Raw genomic sequence first — 16437 nt, 5'->3', positions numbered from 1 at the left:
TACGAAATTGTTACCTCTTTATTGGTGTCACCAATACGACTTTAACTGCCTCAAATCAAAAATTGTCTCAGCAAGGTTAACTAAAATCCCTCTTCGTTAACATTTCTGCGCCCGTCACGGCGCAACGTTCAGGATAAATTATGGAGCTGCTCTGCCCTGCCGGAAACCTCCCGGCGCTTAAGGCGGCCATCGAGAACGGCGCTGATGCTGTCTACATCGGGCTGAAAGATGATACCAACGCCCGTCATTTCGCCGGCCTTAATTTTACCGAGAAAAAATTGCAAGAAGCGGTGAGTTTTGTTCATCAGCACCGCCGTAAGCTGCACATTGCGATTAACACCTTTGCGCACCCGGATGGTTACGCGCGCTGGCAGCGTGCCGTTGATATGGCGGCACAGCTGGGCGCGGACGCGCTGATCCTTGCCGACCTCGCCATGCTTGAGTATGCCGCAGAGCGCTACCCGCATATTGAGCGCCATGTCTCTGTTCAGGCATCTGCAACCAATGAAGAGGCAATTAATTTCTATCATCGCAACTTTGACGTCGCCCGTGTGGTGCTGCCGCGCGTGCTGTCTATTCATCAGGTGAAGCAGCTCGCTCGCGTCACGCCAGTTCCCCTGGAAGTGTTCGCCTTCGGTAGCCTGTGCATTATGGCTGAAGGCCGTTGCTATCTTTCGTCTTATCTGACGGGCGAATCACCTAACACGGTTGGTGCCTGCTCGCCTGCCCGTTTCGTCCGCTGGCAACAGACCCAACAAGGGCTGGAATCCCGTCTTAATGAAGTGCTGATTGACCGCTATCAGGACGGAGAAAACGCCGGTTATCCGACGCTATGCAAAGGCCGCTATCTGGTTGACGGCGAGCGTTATCATGCGCTGGAAGAACCCACCAGCCTGAATACGCTGGAGCTGCTGCCGGAACTGCTGGCAGCCAATATTGCCTCGGTGAAAATCGAAGGTCGTCAGCGTAGTCCGGCCTATGTCAGCCAGGTGGCGAAAGTGTGGCGTCAGGCGATCGACCGCTGTATGGCCGACCCGCAAAACTACGTCCCGCAGGCCGCGTGGATGGAAACGCTTGGTTCTATGTCCGAAGGCACACAGACCACGCTTGGCGCGTATCACCGTAAATGGCAGTGAGAGAAGCAATGAAATATTCCTTAGGGCCGGTGCTGTGGTACTGGCCGAAAGAAACGCTGGAAGATTTTTATCAGCAGGCTGCCGTAAGCCAGGCCGACGTTATCTATCTTGGCGAAGCGGTATGCAGTAAACGCCGCGCCACCAAAGTGGGCGACTGGCTCGATATGGCGAAATCGCTCGCTGGCAGCGGTAAACAGGTTGTGCTGTCAACACTGGCGCTGGTACAGGCCTCTTCTGAACTGGGAGAACTGAAGCGCTATGTCGAAAACGGCGACTTCCTTGTTGAAGCCAGCGATCTCGGCGTGGTAAACATGTGCGCCGAGCGTAAGCTGCCGTTTGTCGCCGGACATGCGCTCAACTGCTACAACGCGGTTACCCTGCGTTTGCTGCTCAAACAAGGCATGGTGCGCTGGTGTATGCCGGTAGAGCTTTCCCGCGACTGGCTGGCAAACTTGCTCAACCAGTGTGATGAGCTGGGTATTCGCAATCAGTTTGAAGTTGAGGTGCTGAGCTACGGGCATCTGCCGCTGGCGTACTCTGCCCGCTGCTTTACCGCGCGCTCCGAAGACCGTCCAAAAGATGAGTGTGAAACCTGTTGCATCAAATACCCGAACGGGCGCGATGTGCTGTCGCAGGAGAATCAGCAGGTCTTTGTCCTCAACGGGATCCAGACCATGAGCGGCTATGTTTACAACCTCGGAAACGAGCTGACATCGATGCAGGGGCTGGTTGATATTGTGCGTCTGTCCCCTTCTGGCACTGAAACATTCGCTATGCTCGACGCCTTCCGCGCCAATGAAAATGGCAGTGCTCCATTACCGCTTGCCGCCCACAGTGATTGCAACGGCTACTGGAAGCGACTGGCAGGTCTGGAGCTGCAGGCCTAGCCGGATGGCGGCAAAAGCGCCTTATCCGGTCTACAAATAGCGATCCCGTAGGCCCGATAAGCGCAGCACCATCAGGCATATTAGATTCATCCTGCACGCTATAAAGCTCACTTTGTTAACAACATTCGCTAATCTTTAATGCAGTATTAAAAGATTAACCGGTAACAAAGTGAGCCGTTATGACTGACAAAACTATTCCGTTCTCGGTGCTGGATCTGGCGCCAATCCCTGAAGGATCTTCGGCAAAAGAGGCCTTCACGCACTCGCTTGATCTCGCACGACTGGCTGAAAAGCGCGGCTACCACCGCTACTGGCTGGCAGAGCATCACAACATGACCGGCATCGCCAGCGCCGCAACCTCAGTGCTGATTGGTTATCTGGCTGCCAATACCACCACGCTGCATCTCGGGTCTGGCGGCGTGATGTTGCCCAACCATTCGCCGCTGGTGATCGCCGAGCAGTTCGGTACCCTGAATACGCTGTATCCGGGACGAATCGATCTCGGGCTTGGTCGCGCACCAGGCAGCGATCAGCCAACCATGCGCGCACTGCGCCGCCATATGAGCGGTGATATCGATAACTTCCCACGCGACGTCGCTGAACTGGTGGACTGGTTCGACGCCCGCGATCCTAATCCCCATGTACGTCCGGTTCCCGGCTACGGCGAGCAGATCCCTGTCTGGTTATTAGGCTCCAGCCTGTACAGCGCACAGCTGGCGGCCCAGCTTGGTCTGCCGTTTGCCTTCGCTTCGCACTTTGCCCCGGATATGCTGCATCAGGCGCTGCATCTGTATCGCACCCAGTTCAAACCCTCAGCGCGGCTGGCAAAACCGTATGCGATGGTGTGCATCAACATCATTGCCGCCGACAGCAATCGCGATGCCGAATTTCTTTTCACCTCGATGCAGCAGGCATTCGTGAAACTGCGTCGTGGCGAAACCGGGCAGCTACCGCCGCCGGTAGAGAATATGCATCAGCTATGGTCTGCTTCCGAACAGTACGGCGTGCAACAGGCGCTGAGCATGTCGCTGGTTGGTGATAAGGCAAAAGTGCGTCACGGTCTTGATGCCATTTTGCGTGAAACCCAGGCCGATGAAATTATGGTTAACGGCCAGATTTTTGATCATCAGGCACGTCTACATTCGTTTGATTTGGCGATGGATGTGAAGCAGGAATTGTTGGGGTAGTGCGGTTTGTGCCGGATGGCGGCTACGCCTTATCCGGCCTACACGGTGATGTAGGCCCGGTAAGCATAGCGCCACCGGGCAACGGTTTTACTGATAAACCGGTAACAGATTCACACTCGACAGAATATGGATAACCGCGTTGCCGATACCGAATACCAGGATCAGCGCAATCATCGGCTTACCGCCCCAGACGCGGAATTTCGGGCTACCGAAACGCTCGCGAGATTTACGGGCCAGCAGCGCCGGAACAATGGCGGCCCAGATGGTTGCCGCGAGTCCTGCATAGCCAATGGCGTACAGGAAACCGTTCGGCCACAGCAAGCCACCAATAATTGGCGGGACAAACGTCAGCAATGCCGTTTTGAAACGTCCTATTGCCGAGTCATCAAAGCCAAACAGATCCGCCAGATAGTCAAACAGACCGAGCGTAACACCGAGGAATGAACTCGCCACTGCGAAGTTGGAGAACACCACCAGCAGCAGATCCAGACTGCGGCTGTTCAATACGCCGCTCAGCGCCTGTACCAGCACATCAATGTTACCGCCCTGCTGCGCAATACCGATAAATTCCGGACGCGGAATATTACCCATCGTCCCCAGCAACCATACGGTATACAGCACCAGCGCCAGCAGCGTGCCGTACACCAGGCACTTAACGATGGTTTTCGGATCTTTGCCGTAGTACTTCATCAGGCTCGGGACGTTGCCGTGATAGCCGAATGAGGCCAGACAGAACGGCAGCGTCATCAGCAGGTACGGGGTATACGAAGCGTTGCTTTCCGCCACGTTAAACAACGTTGTGGGCTGAACGTGTCCCAGTAAACTGCCGAAGGTCAGGAAAAAGGTAATCACCTTCGCGCCCAGCACAATCGCCGTCATGCGGCTCACCGCTTTGGTACTTAACCACACCACAAACGCCACCAGCAGCGCAAAGCCGAGACCTGCCGCACGCGCCGGAACGTTCAACGACATCTCCGAGAAGGTGTGATGCAGGATCGAACCGCTCGCCGAGATATATGCGTAAGTCAGAATATAGAGAACGAAAGCAATCGAGATGCCGTTCACCACGTTCCAGCCTTTGCCAAGCAGATCTTTCGTGATGGTGTCAAAACTGGAGCCAATGCGGTAATTGAGGTTAGCTTCAAGGATCATCAGCCCGGAGTGCAGCATGCAGAACCAGGTGAAGATCAGCGCTGCCATTGACCAGAAGAACCACGCCCCGGACATGACCACAGGCAGAGAGAACATCCCCGCGCCAATAATGGTGCCGCCGATGATCACCACGCCGCCAAGCAGCGAAGGTGATGTTTGGGTGGTGGTTAGTGTTGCCATTCAGCCATCTCTCCAGTCATTTGTATTGTGACTACATCTCAATGTGCTGCACTGTACCAGTACACGAGTACAAATGAAATAAAAAAAGCCCCAATCATTTCGATCGGGGCTGTATATATTACTTTACGCTGTTAAACCGTGAGGCTTATGCGTCACCGCCAAAACGACGACGACCAGCTGAGTCATCACGACGCGGAGCAGAAGAATCGTCACGGCGCGGACCACGGTTGCCTTCACGACGTTCGCCGCTGAAACGACGACCATCGCCACGACCGCCTTCACGACGTTCGCCGCTAAAGTTACGACCTTCACCGCGACCGCCTTCACGACGCTCACCGCTGAAACGACCACCGCCGCCGCCACGACGCTCACCACCGGTGTGCGGAACTGCATCGCCAACCAGCTGCATGTTCATCGGCTTGTTCAGGATGCGAGTACGGGTAAAGTGCTGCAGCACGTCGCCCGGCATACCTTTCGGCAGTTCGATGGTGGAGTGGGAAGCAAACAGCTTGATGTTACCGATGTAACGGCTGCTGATATCACCTTCGTTAGCAATCGCACCAACGATATGACGAACTTCAACACCGTCATCACGGCCCACTTCAATGCGGTACAGCTGCATGTCACCGACGTCACGACGTTCACGACGCGGACGGTCTTCACCACCACGGTCATTACGGTCACGCGGGCCACGATCGTTACGATCGCGCGGACCACGGTCATCACGGTCGCGGAATTCGCGTTTCGGACGCATCGGCGCATCTGGCGGCAGGATCAGAGGACGTTCGCCCTGAGCCATTTTCAGCAGTGCAGCTGCCAGCGTTTCGATATCCAGTTCTTCTTCCGGCTGCATTTTCGCCAGCAGAGCACGGTACTGATCCAGATCGCTGCTTTCCAGCTGCTGCTGTACTTTAGCGGCGAATTTTTCCAGACGGCGTTTGCCCAGCAGGTCTGCGTTCGGCAGTTCTACTTCCGGAATAGTCAGCTTCATAGTACGTTCGATGTTACGCAGCAGACGACGCTCGCGGTTCTCAACGAACAGCAGCGCACGACCTGCACGACCCGCACGACCGGTACGGCCGATACGGTGAACGTAAGACTCGGAATCCATCGGGATATCGTAGTTAACAACCAGGCTGATACGCTCAACGTCCAGGCCACGGGCCGCAACGTCGGTAGCAATCAGAATATCCAGACGGCCATCTTTCAGACGCTCCAGAGTCTGCTCACGCAGGGACTGGTTCATGTCGCCGTTCAGTGCAGCGCTGCTATAACCGCTACGCTCCAGCGCTTCTGCTACTTCCAGGGTCGCATTTTTGGTACGAACGAAGATAATCGCCGCATCAAAGTCTTCTGCTTCCAGGAAACGCACCAGCGCTTCATTTTTACGCATGCCCCACACAGTCCAGTAGCTCTGGCTGATGTCAGGACGGGTAGTGACGCTGGACTGAATGCGTACTTCCTGCGGCTCTTTCATAAAGCGGCGGGTAATACGACGAATCGCTTCCGGCATGGTTGCAGAGAACAGAGCGGTCTGATGACCTTCCGGGATCTGTGCCATGATGGTTTCAACGTCTTCGATGAAGCCCATACGCAGCATTTCGTCAGCTTCGTCCAGTACCAGACCGCTCAGTTTGGAGAGGTCCAGAGTACCGCGCTTCAGGTGATCCAGCAGACGACCCGGCGTACCGACGACGATCTGTGGCCCCTGACGCAGGGCACGTAATTGCACGTCATAACGCTGGCCGCCGTACAGGGCAACCACGTTCACGCCGCGCATGTGTTTAGAGAAATCCGTCATGGCTTCTGCAACCTGAACCGCCAGTTCGCGGGTCGGTGCCAGCACCAGAATCTGAGGTGCCTTCAGCTCAGGATCAAGATTGTTGAGCAGCGGTAAAGAGAACGCTGCAGTTTTGCCGCTACCTGTCTGGGCCATACCCAGAACATCGCGGCCGCCCAACAGATGCGGAATGCACTCTGCCTGGATTGGAGATGGTTTTTCGTAACCCAGATCGTTAAGGGCTTCAAGGATAGGAGCCTTCAGGCCCAGATCTGCAAAAGTGGTTTCGAATTCAGCCATGTAGTACGTGTGCCTCAAAATTAATGGCGGCCAGTCTACATAACTCATCATGAAATTGATCTGCAATTTTCATTGAAAAGTGTGAACCGGCTCAAAGTAGGTGTATTAACGAACAACAACGCCCTCACCCGTGAAGGTGATGGCAATCAAAAAAGATTACGGGCTGATGTGTACGTCAGCTATTGCTGGTCCGATTCTGCCAGGTCATCTTGGTCCTGGCCCAGGAGCGATAATTCCAACAATGCGTATCGGTGCTCAACAAAGTTATGAACGTTGTTAGCCACCGCCAGTTTGAACAATGCCGTAGCGTTGTCCAAATCCCCCAGACTTAGGTAGTACTTACCTAAATAGAAGTTGGTTTCACTGAGATGCTCAGCGAGCGAGGTGTTATCCGTTGCGTCCGCCTTCAGGCGTTCCATCAGCGTTGCTTCGCTAATGTTGCCCAGGTAGAACTCGACAATGTTCCATCCCCATTGCTCTTTATCCGATTTCTCAAAGCGTTGTTTCAACGCTTCTTTAGCCTGCTTCTCATCGAGCTTCTGCTCGGCAAGATAAAGCCACAGACTACGGAAAGGATCATTGGGATCGTCTTGATAAAACGCTAGCAGATCATCTTGCGCTAACTTGTCGCGACCGCCGTAATACAATGCGATACCGCGATTTAAGTGCGCGTAGTTGTAAGTTGGATCAAGCTCAAGTACAGAATCAAACGCTTCATAGGCAGCATCAAAATTGCCTGCCTGCGTTAAATATATACCTAAGTAATTGAATACTTCAGGCATATCTGGTCGGATTGCCAGCGCTTGTGAAAAATCATTTCGCGCCAGTGCCCTCAGACCGAGACTATCATACAACACTCCGCGCTCATATAAAAGCTGTGCGCGTTCGTCATCGGTTAAAGCCCGACTGGCAAGAATTTGTTCCATACGTGCCAGAATCACTTCCTGCTGCAAAGTCGGTTGCAATGGTACTGCGAGGACTTCACTCTTTCGCCAGGCGGAATTACTGCATCCAGCCAGCGTGAGTGCTGTCGCAACGAAACACCAGCGCAAAAAAGGCTTCATTTCCCACTCCCGAAGACAACGATTGAATGAACATCCAGGTTCCCCGGTTGCTAACAAGGCATCCTGCCGGGTTAAAGGCCCTCCGCTTTCACGGAGGGCAATGGCAACCTTACTCGCCCTGGCTTGCCGGAGCTTCCGGTTCGCCTGCAGGCTGAGACTGCTCAGTTGCTTCTTTAATGCTCAGACGTACACGGCCCTGGCGATCAACTTCCAGAACTTTGACCGGTACTTCCTGGCCCATCTGCAGGTAGTCGGTCACTTTCTCAACGCGCTTGTCAGCGATCTGAGAGATGTGTACCAGACCTTCTTTACCGCCACCGATGGCAACGAATGCGCCAAAGTCAACGATACGGGTCACTTTACCATTGTAGATACGGCCTACTTCGATCTCTGCGGTGATCTCTTCGATACGACGGATAGCATATTTCGCTTTCTCACCGTCGGTCGCAGCAATCTTCACGGTACCATCATCTTCGATTTCAATGGTGGTGCCGGTTTCTTCGGTCAGAGCACGGATAACAGAACCGCCTTTACCGATAACGTCTTTGATCTTGTCCGGGCTGATCTTGATAGTGTGGATACGCGGAGCGAACTGAGAAATATCGCCACGCGGAGCGTTGATCGCTTGTTCCATCACACCCAGGATGTGCAGACGCGCACCTTTAGCCTGGTTCAGAGCAACCTGCATGATTTCTTTGGTGATACCTTCAATTTTGATATCCATCTGCAGCGCAGAGATACCGTCGCGGGAACCCGCCACTTTGAAGTCCATATCACCCAGGTGGTCTTCGTCGCCCAGGATGTCAGACAGAACAACAAAGTTGTCGCCTTCTTTCACCAGACCCATCGCGATACCCGCAACGGCGGCTTTGATCGGCACGCCTGCGTCCATCAGCGCCAGGGAAGCACCACATACGGAAGCCATGGAAGAAGAACCGTTAGATTCGGTGATTTCAGAAACCACACGCACGGTGTACGGGAATTTATCCAGTTCCGGCATTACTGCCAGTACGCCACGCTTCGCCAGACGGCCGTGACCAATCTCACGACGCTTCGGAGAACCGACCATACCGGTTTCACCTACGCAGTACGGAGGGAAGTTGTAGTGGAACAGGAAGTTGTCAGTACGCTCGCCCATCAGTTCGTCGAGGTTCTGCGCATCACGTGTGGTGCCCAGGGTCGCAGTAACCAGCGCCTGAGTTTCACCACGGGTGAACAGTGCGGAACCGTGGGTACGCGGCAGAACGCCAGTACGCACGTCCAGGCCACGGATCATGTCTTTTTCACGGCCATCGATACGCGGCTCGCCTGCCAGTACGCGGCTACGAACAACGTTTTTCTCGATAGCGTGCAGGATTTCACCCAGTTCGTTAGCGTCCAGGGTTTCGTCTTCAGCCACCAGAGTCGCGATGGTTTCAGATTTGATCACGTCAACCTGAGCATAACGCTCTTGTTTGTCAGTGATGCGGTAAGCATCGCTCAGGCGAGCTTCTGCCAGTGCGGCAACGCGCGCGTTCAGCGCTTCGTTGACGGCTTCTGGCTGCCAGTCCCAACGCGGTTTGCCAGCTTCTTTCGCCAGCTCGTTGATCGCCTGAATCACAACCTGCTGCTGTTCGTGACCGAACACCACAGCACCCAGCATCTGATCTTCGCTCAGCAGTTCAGCTTCGGATTCAACCATCAGTACGGCAGCTTCGGTACCGGCAACAACCAGGTCCAGCTTGCTTTCTTTCAGTTCGTCCTGAGTCGGGTTCAGTACGTACTGGTCATTGATGTAACCAACACGAGCAGCACCGATCGGGCCGTTGAATGGGATGCCAGACAGAGTCAGCGCAGCAGATGCACCAATCATTGCCACGATATCCGGGTTAACCTGCGGGTTAACGGAAACAACGGTCGCGATAACCTGAACTTCGTTAACGAAGCCTTCCGGGAACAGCGGGCGAACCGGGCGGTCAATCAGACGCGCGATCAGGGTTTCGCCTTCGCTCGGACGGCCTTCACGACGGAAGAAGCTACCCGGGATACGGCCAGCAGCGTAGGTACGCTCCTGATAGTTAACGGTCAGCGGGAAAAAGTCCTGGCCTGGCTTCGCTTTTTTCTGGCCAACAACGGTAACGAATACCGCAGTGTCATCCATGCTAACCATAACAGCGGCAGTCGCCTGACGCGCCATCATGCCGGTTTCCAGCGTAACGGTATGCTGACCGTACTGGAATTTACGAACGATCGGATTAAGCAAAATAATATCCTTTCTCTATTTTTTGACGGCACATTTTTGCGCCATCGTTAATACCCGATCTTCTGCGCATCCTCGCGACTAATGACAACCCTAACCCATAAGCATGAGTAAAGCCTCTCATTAGCCGCGCGAACCTCTGCAACGGAAGATCATTCATAGCAACAATACATTAGTTTCCAGCGAATTGCTGCCATCTGCTGGAAAAAAGGGGCCATGAAGGCCCCCTCTTTCTGAAACTCGAAAGAATTAGCGACGCAGGCCCAGACGCTCGATCAGCGCGGTGTAACGTGCAACATCTTTACGTTTCAGGTAGTCGAGCAGTTTACGACGCTGAGAAACCATGCGCAGCAGACCACGACGGCTGTGGTGATCTTTTTTGTGCTCTGCAAAGTGGCCCTGCAGGTGGTTAATCTGTGCAGTCAACAGAGCAACCTGAACATCGGTAGAACCGGTGTCGTTTGCATCACGACCAAACTCAGAAACGATTTTAGCGGTAGCTTCAGTACTTAGAGACATTTTAAAACTCCAAAGTGATAAGAATGAAAGGATGCCGATCTCTAATTCAGCTATCCCAGTGTATACACTTTATCCTTCAAACTGACTCTGCGTTGGCTGCGTCCGCTCACCTCAGTCACTTACCTAAGTAAGCTCCTGAGGATTCTCAGACTTGCCGCCTTGATGCAGCTCGAATGATTTTGTGTATACGTCGCGTAGATTGTTAAACAATTTACGCGACGTTAAGCGGCAGTATTCTACTCGCAGCGCCCTTTTATCGCAAGACAGAGAGCGTTATGCAGGATACTCAACTACCAGGCGGCGGGGGGCGACACGACCTTCATCGTCCATCTCCCCCATGCCAATAAACTTGCCGTCATCGCCTTCCGTCACGCGTACCAGCCCTTCCAGCGGGGCGCCTGTCGTCCGTACCGGATTACCATTTTTAAAATAAACCGACGATGTTAAAGGCAAATTAACAACAGGATAGTCCGATGCCGGACTGTCCATTGGCATCAGCAAAGGATCAAGCAGCTGAGCCGCCGGAATGTTCTGCTGTTCTGCCTGTTCGACCAGCTCACGCAGGTGTTCCAGCGTGACCATACGATCCACCGGATACTTGCTGACCGTCAGACGACGCAGATACGTTACGTGCGCGCCACAGCCCAGCTTCTCACCGAGATCGTCAACGATGGTACGAATATAGGTGCCTTTGGAGCAGTGAACTTCCAGCTCCAGTTCGTTACCCTCGTGACGGATAAACAGCAGCTCATAGACGGTAATCGGGCGCGCTTCACGCGGCACTTCAATGCCCTGACGCGCATATTCGTACAGCTTCTTACCTTGATACTTCAGCGCCGAATACATCGACGGAATCTGCTCGATATCGCCGCGGAAAGTCTCCAGCGCATTCGCCAGTTGTTCTGCGGTGAAGGTTACCGGACGCTCCTGCACGATCTGCCCATCGGCATCGGAAGTATCAGTACGCTGGCCCAAACGGGCAACCACGCGATAGCGTTTGTCAGAATCCAGCAAATACTGTGAAAACTTTGTCGCTTCACCGAGGCAGATAGGCAGCATGCCTGTCGCCAGCGGATCCAACGCGCCAGTATGTCCCGCGCGGTTGGCATTGTAGATGCGCTTTACTTTTTGCAGCACGTCATTGCTGGACATGCCCTGCGGCTTATCCAGCAGCAGGACACCGTGAATATCGCGACCACGACGACGAGGACGACTCATCAGTCCTCCTTGCTGTCGTCCGCTGGGTTCACACGACGCTCATCGTCATGTTTCACCACGCTGGTCACCAGGTTGGACATGCGCATCCCTTCAACCAACGAGTTGTCGTAGAAGAAGGTCAGCTCAGGCACGATACGCAGACGCATTGCTTTACCCAGCAAAGAGCGGATAAAACCAGAGGCTTCCTGCAGTGCCTTAATGCCGTTTTTCACGGCCGCTTCGTCCTGATCGTTGAGGAAAGTCACGAACACTTTGGCATATGCCAGGTCACGGGACATCTCAACACCCGATACGGTGGTCATCATGCCAACACGCGGGTCTTTGATTTCGCGTTGCAGGATGAGTGCGATCTCTTTCTGCATCTCCTGCGCGACACGCTGCGGGCGACCAAATTCTTTCGCCATAATAAATTCTCCAGACAAAAAAGGGGCATTCAGCCCCTTTTGAAAATAATTCGGTGATTAGGCTGTAGGCCTGATAAGCGTAGCGCCATCAGGCATTACATTGCCGGATGTCGGCGTAAACGCCTTATCCGGCCTACACCCGAACAACCTTATGCGATGGTACGTTTGATCTCGATGATCTCGAACACTTCGATCATATCGCCAACGCGAACGTCGTTGTAGTTCTTAACGCCGATACCACATTCCATACCGTTACGGACTTCGTTGACGTCATCTTTGAAGCGGCGCAGGGATTCCAGCTCGCCTTCATAGATAACCACGTTGTCGCGCAGTACGCGGATTGGGTTGTGACGTTTAATCGTGCCTTCGGTAACCATACAGCCTGCGATAGCGCCAAATTTCGGTGATTTGAACACATCACGAACTTCAGCCAGACCAATGATCTGCTGTTTCAGTTCCGGAGACAGCATGCCGCTCATCGCTGCTTTCACTTCGTCGATCAGATGATAGATGACGGAGTAATAACGCAGATCCAGGCTTTCTGATTCGATAACTTTACGTGCAGAGGCATCAGCACGTACGTTGAAGCCAACCAGAATCGCGTTAGATGCCGCAGCCAGGGTCGCGTCGGTTTCGGTGATACCACCTACACCAGAACCGATGATCTTCACTTTTACTTCGTCGGTAGACAGTTTCAGTAAAGAGTCGGAAATCGCTTCTACAGAACCCTGTACGTCAGCCTTCAGCACGATGTTCACTTCGTGAACTTCGCCTTCGGTCATGTTGGCGAACATGTTCTCAAGTTTAGATTTCTGCTGACGAGCCAGTTTAACTTCACGGAATTTGCCCTGACGGTACAGTGCAACTTCACGGGCTTTCTTCTCGTCACGAACAACGGTAACTTCGTCACCCGCAGCCGGAACACCGGACAGACCGAGGATTTCCACCGGAATGGACGGACCCGCTTCCAGTACTTCCTGACCCAGTTCGTTACGCATCGCACGAACGCGGCCGTATTCGAAACCACACAGAACGATATCGCCCTTGTTCAGGGTACCTTCGCGAACCAGGACGGTAGCAACCGGGCCACGACCTTTATCCAGGAAGGATTCGATAACCGCACCGCTCGCCATACCTTTACGCACAGCTTTCAGTTCCAGTACTTCGGCTTGCAGCAGAATAGCATCCAGCAGTTCGTCGATACCGGTACCCGCTTTCGCAGAAACGTGAACGAACTGGCTCTCGCCGCCCCACTCTTCCGGCATGATGCCGTACTGGGACAGTTCGTTTTTAACGCGATCTGGATCCGCTTCCGGTTTATCGATTTTGTTGACTGCAACAACTACCGGCACACCTGCCGCTTTCGCGTGCTGGATAGCTTCGATAGTCTGCGGCATCACGCCGTCGTCTGCTGCAACAACCAGAACAACGATATCCGTTGCCTGAGCACCACGAGCACGCATGGAGGTAAACGCGGCGTGACCCGGGGTGTCCAGGAAGGTGATCATACCGTTGTCAGTTTCAACGTGGTACGCACCGATGTGCTGAGTAATGCCGCCCGCTTCACCAGAGGCCACTTTCGTTGAACGAATGTAGTCCAGCAGAGACGTTTTACCGTGGTCAACGTGACCCATAATGGTCACTACCGGTGCGCGCGGTTCAGCCGCAGCGCCGGTATCACGGTCGCTCATTACTGCTTCTTCCAGCTCGTTTTCACGACGCAGGATAACTTTGTGGCCCATCTCTTCGGCAACCAGCTGCGCGGTTTCCTGGTCGATGACCTGGTTGATAGTCGCCATTGCGCCCAGTTTCATCATTGCTTTGATGACCTGAGAGCCTTTGACCGCCATCTTGTTCGCCAGATCGCCAACGGTGATGGTTTCGCCGATCACAACGTCACGGTTAACGGCCTGAGCTGGCTTCTGGAAGCCCTGCTGCAGAGCGGAACCTTTACGCTGCTTACCGCCTTTACCGCCGCGAACCGCTGCACGTGCTTCTTCACGATCGGCTTTAGATTCAGCGTGTTTGTTGCCTTTCTTCGCCGGACGCGCTGCTTTGGTGCTGCGAGTACGACCACGACCGCCTTCAACTTCACGATCGTTCTCGTCTTCAGCCTGGCGAGCATGCTGAGAAGTGGTGACGTGATAATCGCTGGTGTCTTCAACTGGTTCAGCGTTATTCACACCATTTTTCTCGTTTTCTTCCGCCATACGGCGAGCTTCTTCCGCTACGCGGCGCGCTTCTTCTTCAAGCTTGCGACGTGCTTCTTCTTCCGCTTTACGCTTCAGTTCTGCGGCTTCATTTTCACGGCGGGCTTTTTCGGCCTGGGCGGTTTTAGTCATATCGTCGGTCTGTTGATTGCTCACTTTGTCTTTTTCCGCAGCTTCACGTTTCGCTTTATCAGCGGCTTCACGTTTAGCTTGTTCTGCGGCCTCACGTTCGGCTTTTTGTTGCGCCTCGCGTTTGGCAGCTTCTTCTGCCTCACGACGGGCTTGCTCTTCCGCTTCACGCTGCGCCTGCTCTTCCGCGGCAAGGCGTTCAGCCTCTTGCGGATCGCGTTTCACAAAGGTGCGTGTCTTGCGGACTTCGATTTGTACCGATTTGCTTTTTCCACCGGTACCTGGAATATTGAGAGTACTGCGCGTTTTACGCTGCAATGTCAACTTATCCGGCGCTGAGCCGTTCTCACGGTTCAGATGCGCCAGTAAGGTTTGTTTCTCTTGTGCGGACACAGAGTCGTCAGCAGACTTCGGGATACCGGCATCAGCAAATTGCTGTACCAGGCGATCTACGGAAGTCTGTATCTCTGCAGCCAGCGTTTTTACGGTTACATCTGTCATACTGTTCCTTCCTGCTACAGTTTATTACGCTTCGTCGCCGAACCAGCAAATATTACGGGCAGCCATAATCAGCTCACCGGCTTTTTCGTCGGTCAACCCTTCGATATCAGCCAGATCATCAATGCCCTGTTCAGCGAGATCTTCCAGCGTACAAACACCACGGGCCGCCAGTTTGAAGGCCATCTCACGATCCAATCCTTCCAGATTCAGCAGATCGTCAGCCGGTTTGTTATCACCGAGGCTTTCTTCCTGGGCCAGTGCCAGAGTGGTCAGTGCGTTTTTAGCACGCTCGCGCAGCGCTTCAACGGTCTGTTCATCCAGGCCGTCAATTTCCAGCAGTTCTTTCATTGGCACGTAGGCCAGTTCTTCCAGCGTCGCAAAACCTTCTTCCACCAGAACAGTCGCGAAATCTTCATCGATATCGAGATATTTGGTGAAGGTATCAATGGCTGCATGTGCTTCAGCCTGATGCTTCGCTTGCAGGTCATCAACGGTCATCACGTTGAGTTCCCAACCGCTCAGTTGTGAAGCCAGGCGGACGTTCTGACCATTACGTCCAATCGCCTGAGCCAGGTTACCGGCTTCAACCGCGATATCCATGGTGTGTTTGTCTTCATCCACCACGATAGAAGCGACGTCTGCTGGCGCCATTGCGTTAATCACGAACTGCGCCGGGTTATCATCCCACAGGACAATATCGATACGCTCGCCGCCCAGTTCGGTAGAAACCGCCTGAACGCGCGCACCACGCATACCAACACAGGCGCCGACCGGATCAATACGCTTGTCGTTGGTCTTAACGGCGATTTTCGCACGCGATCCCGGATCGCGGGCAGCCGCTTTAATTTCGATAACTTCTTCGCCAATTTCCGGCACTTCAATGCGGAACAGCTCAATCAGCATTTCCGGTTTGGAACGGGTTACGAACAGCTGCGCACCGCGCGCTTCCGGGCGAACTGAGTACAGAACGCCACGAATACGGTCACCTGGGCGGAAGTTTTCACGCGGCAGCATGTCTTCACGCAGGATCACAGCTTCAGCATTGCTGCCCAGATCCAGAGAAATGTTGTCGCGGTTTACTTTCTTCACCACACCGGTGACGATTTCGCCTTCGTGTTCGCGGAACTGATCAACAACCATTGCGCGTTCAGCTTCACGTACTTTCTGTACGATAACCTGTTTCGCGGTCTGGGTGGTGATACGGTCAAAGGTGACAGATTCAATCTGATCTTCAACATATTCGCCCACGTTCAGACTTTCGTCTTCGAAGCGTGCCGCTTCCAGCGTAATTTCTTTGGTCGGCTGAGTAACTTCTTCTACGATTACCCAACGACGGAAGGTATCGAAATCACCGCTTTTACGATCGATTTCTACGCGAACGTCGATCTCTTGCTCATATTTTTTCTTTGTTGCTGTAGCCAGCGCACTTTCCAGCGCTTCAAAAATTTTCTCGCGTGGCAGCGCTTTTTCGTTGGATACGGCTTCAACAACAGCCAAAATTTCTTTGTTCATCGCGGGCTTTTCACCTCAA

General features: G+C 53.7%; 13 protein-coding genes. 3 read left to right on the top strand and 10 right to left on the bottom strand.

What is annotated here, in order from left to right:
* The first annotated feature begins 140 nt into the window (after positions 1-140).
* The 3 genes from ubiU (at position 141) to OGY83_RS18715 (ending at position 3210) form a co-directional block, all read left to right on the top strand.
* Positions 141-1136, top strand: a complete 996-nt coding sequence (gene ubiU, locus OGY83_RS18725) for a ubiquinone anaerobic biosynthesis protein UbiU (RefSeq protein WP_003024971.1) — start codon at positions 141-143, stop codon at positions 1134-1136.
* Positions 1137-1144: 8 nt separating this feature from the next.
* The gene (locus OGY83_RS18720; protein WP_434542777.1) at positions 1145-2023 is read left to right on the top strand and encodes a U32 family peptidase; all 879 of its coding nucleotides are present in this window, start codon (positions 1145-1147) and stop codon (positions 2021-2023) included.
* Between the two features lie 179 nt (positions 2024-2202).
* Complete coding sequence (locus OGY83_RS18715; RefSeq protein ID WP_016151046.1) at positions 2203-3210, top strand: luciferase-like monooxygenase; 1008 nt, start codon at positions 2203-2205, stop codon at positions 3208-3210.
* Positions 3211-3297: 87 nt separating this feature from the next.
* Here the strand turns inward: OGY83_RS18715 and mtr are convergent, their stop codons facing one another.
* The 10 genes from mtr to nusA all read right to left on the bottom strand — a co-directional run bounded on the left by mtr (position 3298) and on the right by nusA (position 16418).
* Entirely contained in the window at positions 3298-4542 is a 1245-nt protein-coding gene (gene mtr / locus OGY83_RS18710) for a tryptophan permease (protein ID WP_191234625.1), read from the bottom strand.
* Positions 4543-4687: 145 nt separating this feature from the next.
* Positions 4688-6622, bottom strand: a complete 1935-nt coding sequence (locus tag OGY83_RS18705) for a DEAD/DEAH family ATP-dependent RNA helicase (RefSeq protein ID WP_079938271.1) — start codon at positions 6620-6622, stop codon at positions 4688-4690.
* A complete protein-coding gene (gene yrbN, locus OGY83_RS18700; protein WP_010723222.1) occupies positions 6615-6695 on the bottom strand; it encodes a protein YrbN in 81 nt (26 codons plus the stop codon). Before yrbN ends, OGY83_RS18705 begins: the two co-directional genes overlap by 8 nt.
* A 106-nt stretch (positions 6696-6801) precedes the next feature.
* Positions 6802-7686, bottom strand: a complete 885-nt coding sequence (gene nlpI / locus OGY83_RS18695) for a lipoprotein NlpI (protein WP_003024982.1) — start codon at positions 7684-7686, stop codon at positions 6802-6804.
* Positions 7687-7795: 109 nt separating this feature from the next.
* Complete coding sequence (gene pnp, locus OGY83_RS18690) at positions 7796-9928, bottom strand: polyribonucleotide nucleotidyltransferase (RefSeq protein WP_008785911.1); 2133 nt, start codon at positions 9926-9928, stop codon at positions 7796-7798.
* A gap of 246 nt (positions 9929-10174) precedes the next feature.
* Positions 10175-10444, bottom strand: a complete 270-nt coding sequence (gene rpsO / locus OGY83_RS18685; protein ID WP_000059465.1) for a 30S ribosomal protein S15 — start codon at positions 10442-10444, stop codon at positions 10175-10177.
* 273 nt (positions 10445-10717) lie between these two features.
* Entirely contained in the window at positions 10718-11662 is a 945-nt protein-coding gene (gene truB / locus OGY83_RS18680; protein WP_079938270.1) for a tRNA pseudouridine(55) synthase TruB, read from the bottom strand.
* The gene (gene rbfA, locus OGY83_RS18675) at positions 11662-12066 is read right to left on the bottom strand and encodes a 30S ribosome-binding factor RbfA (protein ID WP_003024988.1); all 405 of its coding nucleotides are present in this window, start codon (positions 12064-12066) and stop codon (positions 11662-11664) included. The genes truB and rbfA overlap by 1 nt, the downstream gene beginning before the upstream one ends.
* A gap of 149 nt (positions 12067-12215) precedes the next feature.
* Entirely contained in the window at positions 12216-14906 is a 2691-nt protein-coding gene (infB, locus tag OGY83_RS18670; protein WP_003828710.1) for a translation initiation factor IF-2, read from the bottom strand.
* A 24-nt stretch (positions 14907-14930) separates the two neighbouring features.
* On the bottom strand, positions 14931-16418 hold the full coding sequence (gene nusA, locus OGY83_RS18665) for a transcription termination factor NusA (protein WP_003024992.1): 1488 nt from the start codon (positions 16416-16418) through the stop codon (positions 14931-14933).
* Between the last annotated feature and the right edge of the window lie 19 nt (positions 16419-16437).

This window comes from Citrobacter sp. Cpo090 (assembly GCF_030332665.1).
Lineage (GTDB): Bacteria > Pseudomonadota > Gammaproteobacteria > Enterobacterales > Enterobacteriaceae > Citrobacter > Citrobacter portucalensis.
The sequence above is the reverse complement of the archived record's forward strand: the minus strand, read 5'-3'. Positions and strand labels throughout refer to the sequence as shown.

Bases quoted from the DNA above. Each gene is read 5' to 3' on its own strand.
- ubiU (WP_003024971.1), top strand. From the start codon at position 141: ATGGAGCTGCTCTGCCCTGCCGGAAACCTCCCGGCGCTTAAGGCGGCC.
- OGY83_RS18720 (WP_434542777.1), top strand. From the start codon at position 1,145: ATGAAATATTCCTTAGGGCCGGTGCTGTGGTACTGGCCGAAAGAAACG.
- OGY83_RS18715 (WP_016151046.1), top strand. From the start codon at position 2,203: ATGACTGACAAAACTATTCCGTTCTCGGTGCTGGATCTGGCGCCAATC.
- mtr (WP_191234625.1), bottom strand. From the start codon at position 4,542: ATGGCAACACTAACCACCACCCAAACATCACCTTCGCTGCTTGGCGGC.
- OGY83_RS18705 (WP_079938271.1), bottom strand. From the start codon at position 6,622: ATGGCTGAATTCGAAACCACTTTTGCAGATCTGGGCCTGAAGGCTCCT.
- yrbN (WP_010723222.1), bottom strand. From the start codon at position 6,695: ATGAAAATTGCAGATCAATTTCATGATGAGTTATGTAGACTGGCCGCC.
- nlpI (WP_003024982.1), bottom strand. From the start codon at position 7,686: ATGAAGCCTTTTTTGCGCTGGTGTTTCGTTGCGACAGCACTCACGCTG.
- rpsO (WP_000059465.1), bottom strand. From the start codon at position 10,444: ATGTCTCTAAGTACTGAAGCTACCGCTAAAATCGTTTCTGAGTTTGGT.
- truB (WP_079938270.1), bottom strand. From the start codon at position 11,662: ATGAGTCGTCCTCGTCGTCGTGGTCGCGATATTCACGGTGTCCTGCTG.
- rbfA (WP_003024988.1), bottom strand. From the start codon at position 12,066: ATGGCGAAAGAATTTGGTCGCCCGCAGCGTGTCGCGCAGGAGATGCAG.
- infB (WP_003828710.1), bottom strand. From the start codon at position 14,906: ATGACAGATGTAACCGTAAAAACGCTGGCTGCAGAGATACAGACTTCC.
- nusA (WP_003024992.1), bottom strand. From the start codon at position 16,418: ATGAACAAAGAAATTTTGGCTGTTGTTGAAGCCGTATCCAACGAAAAA.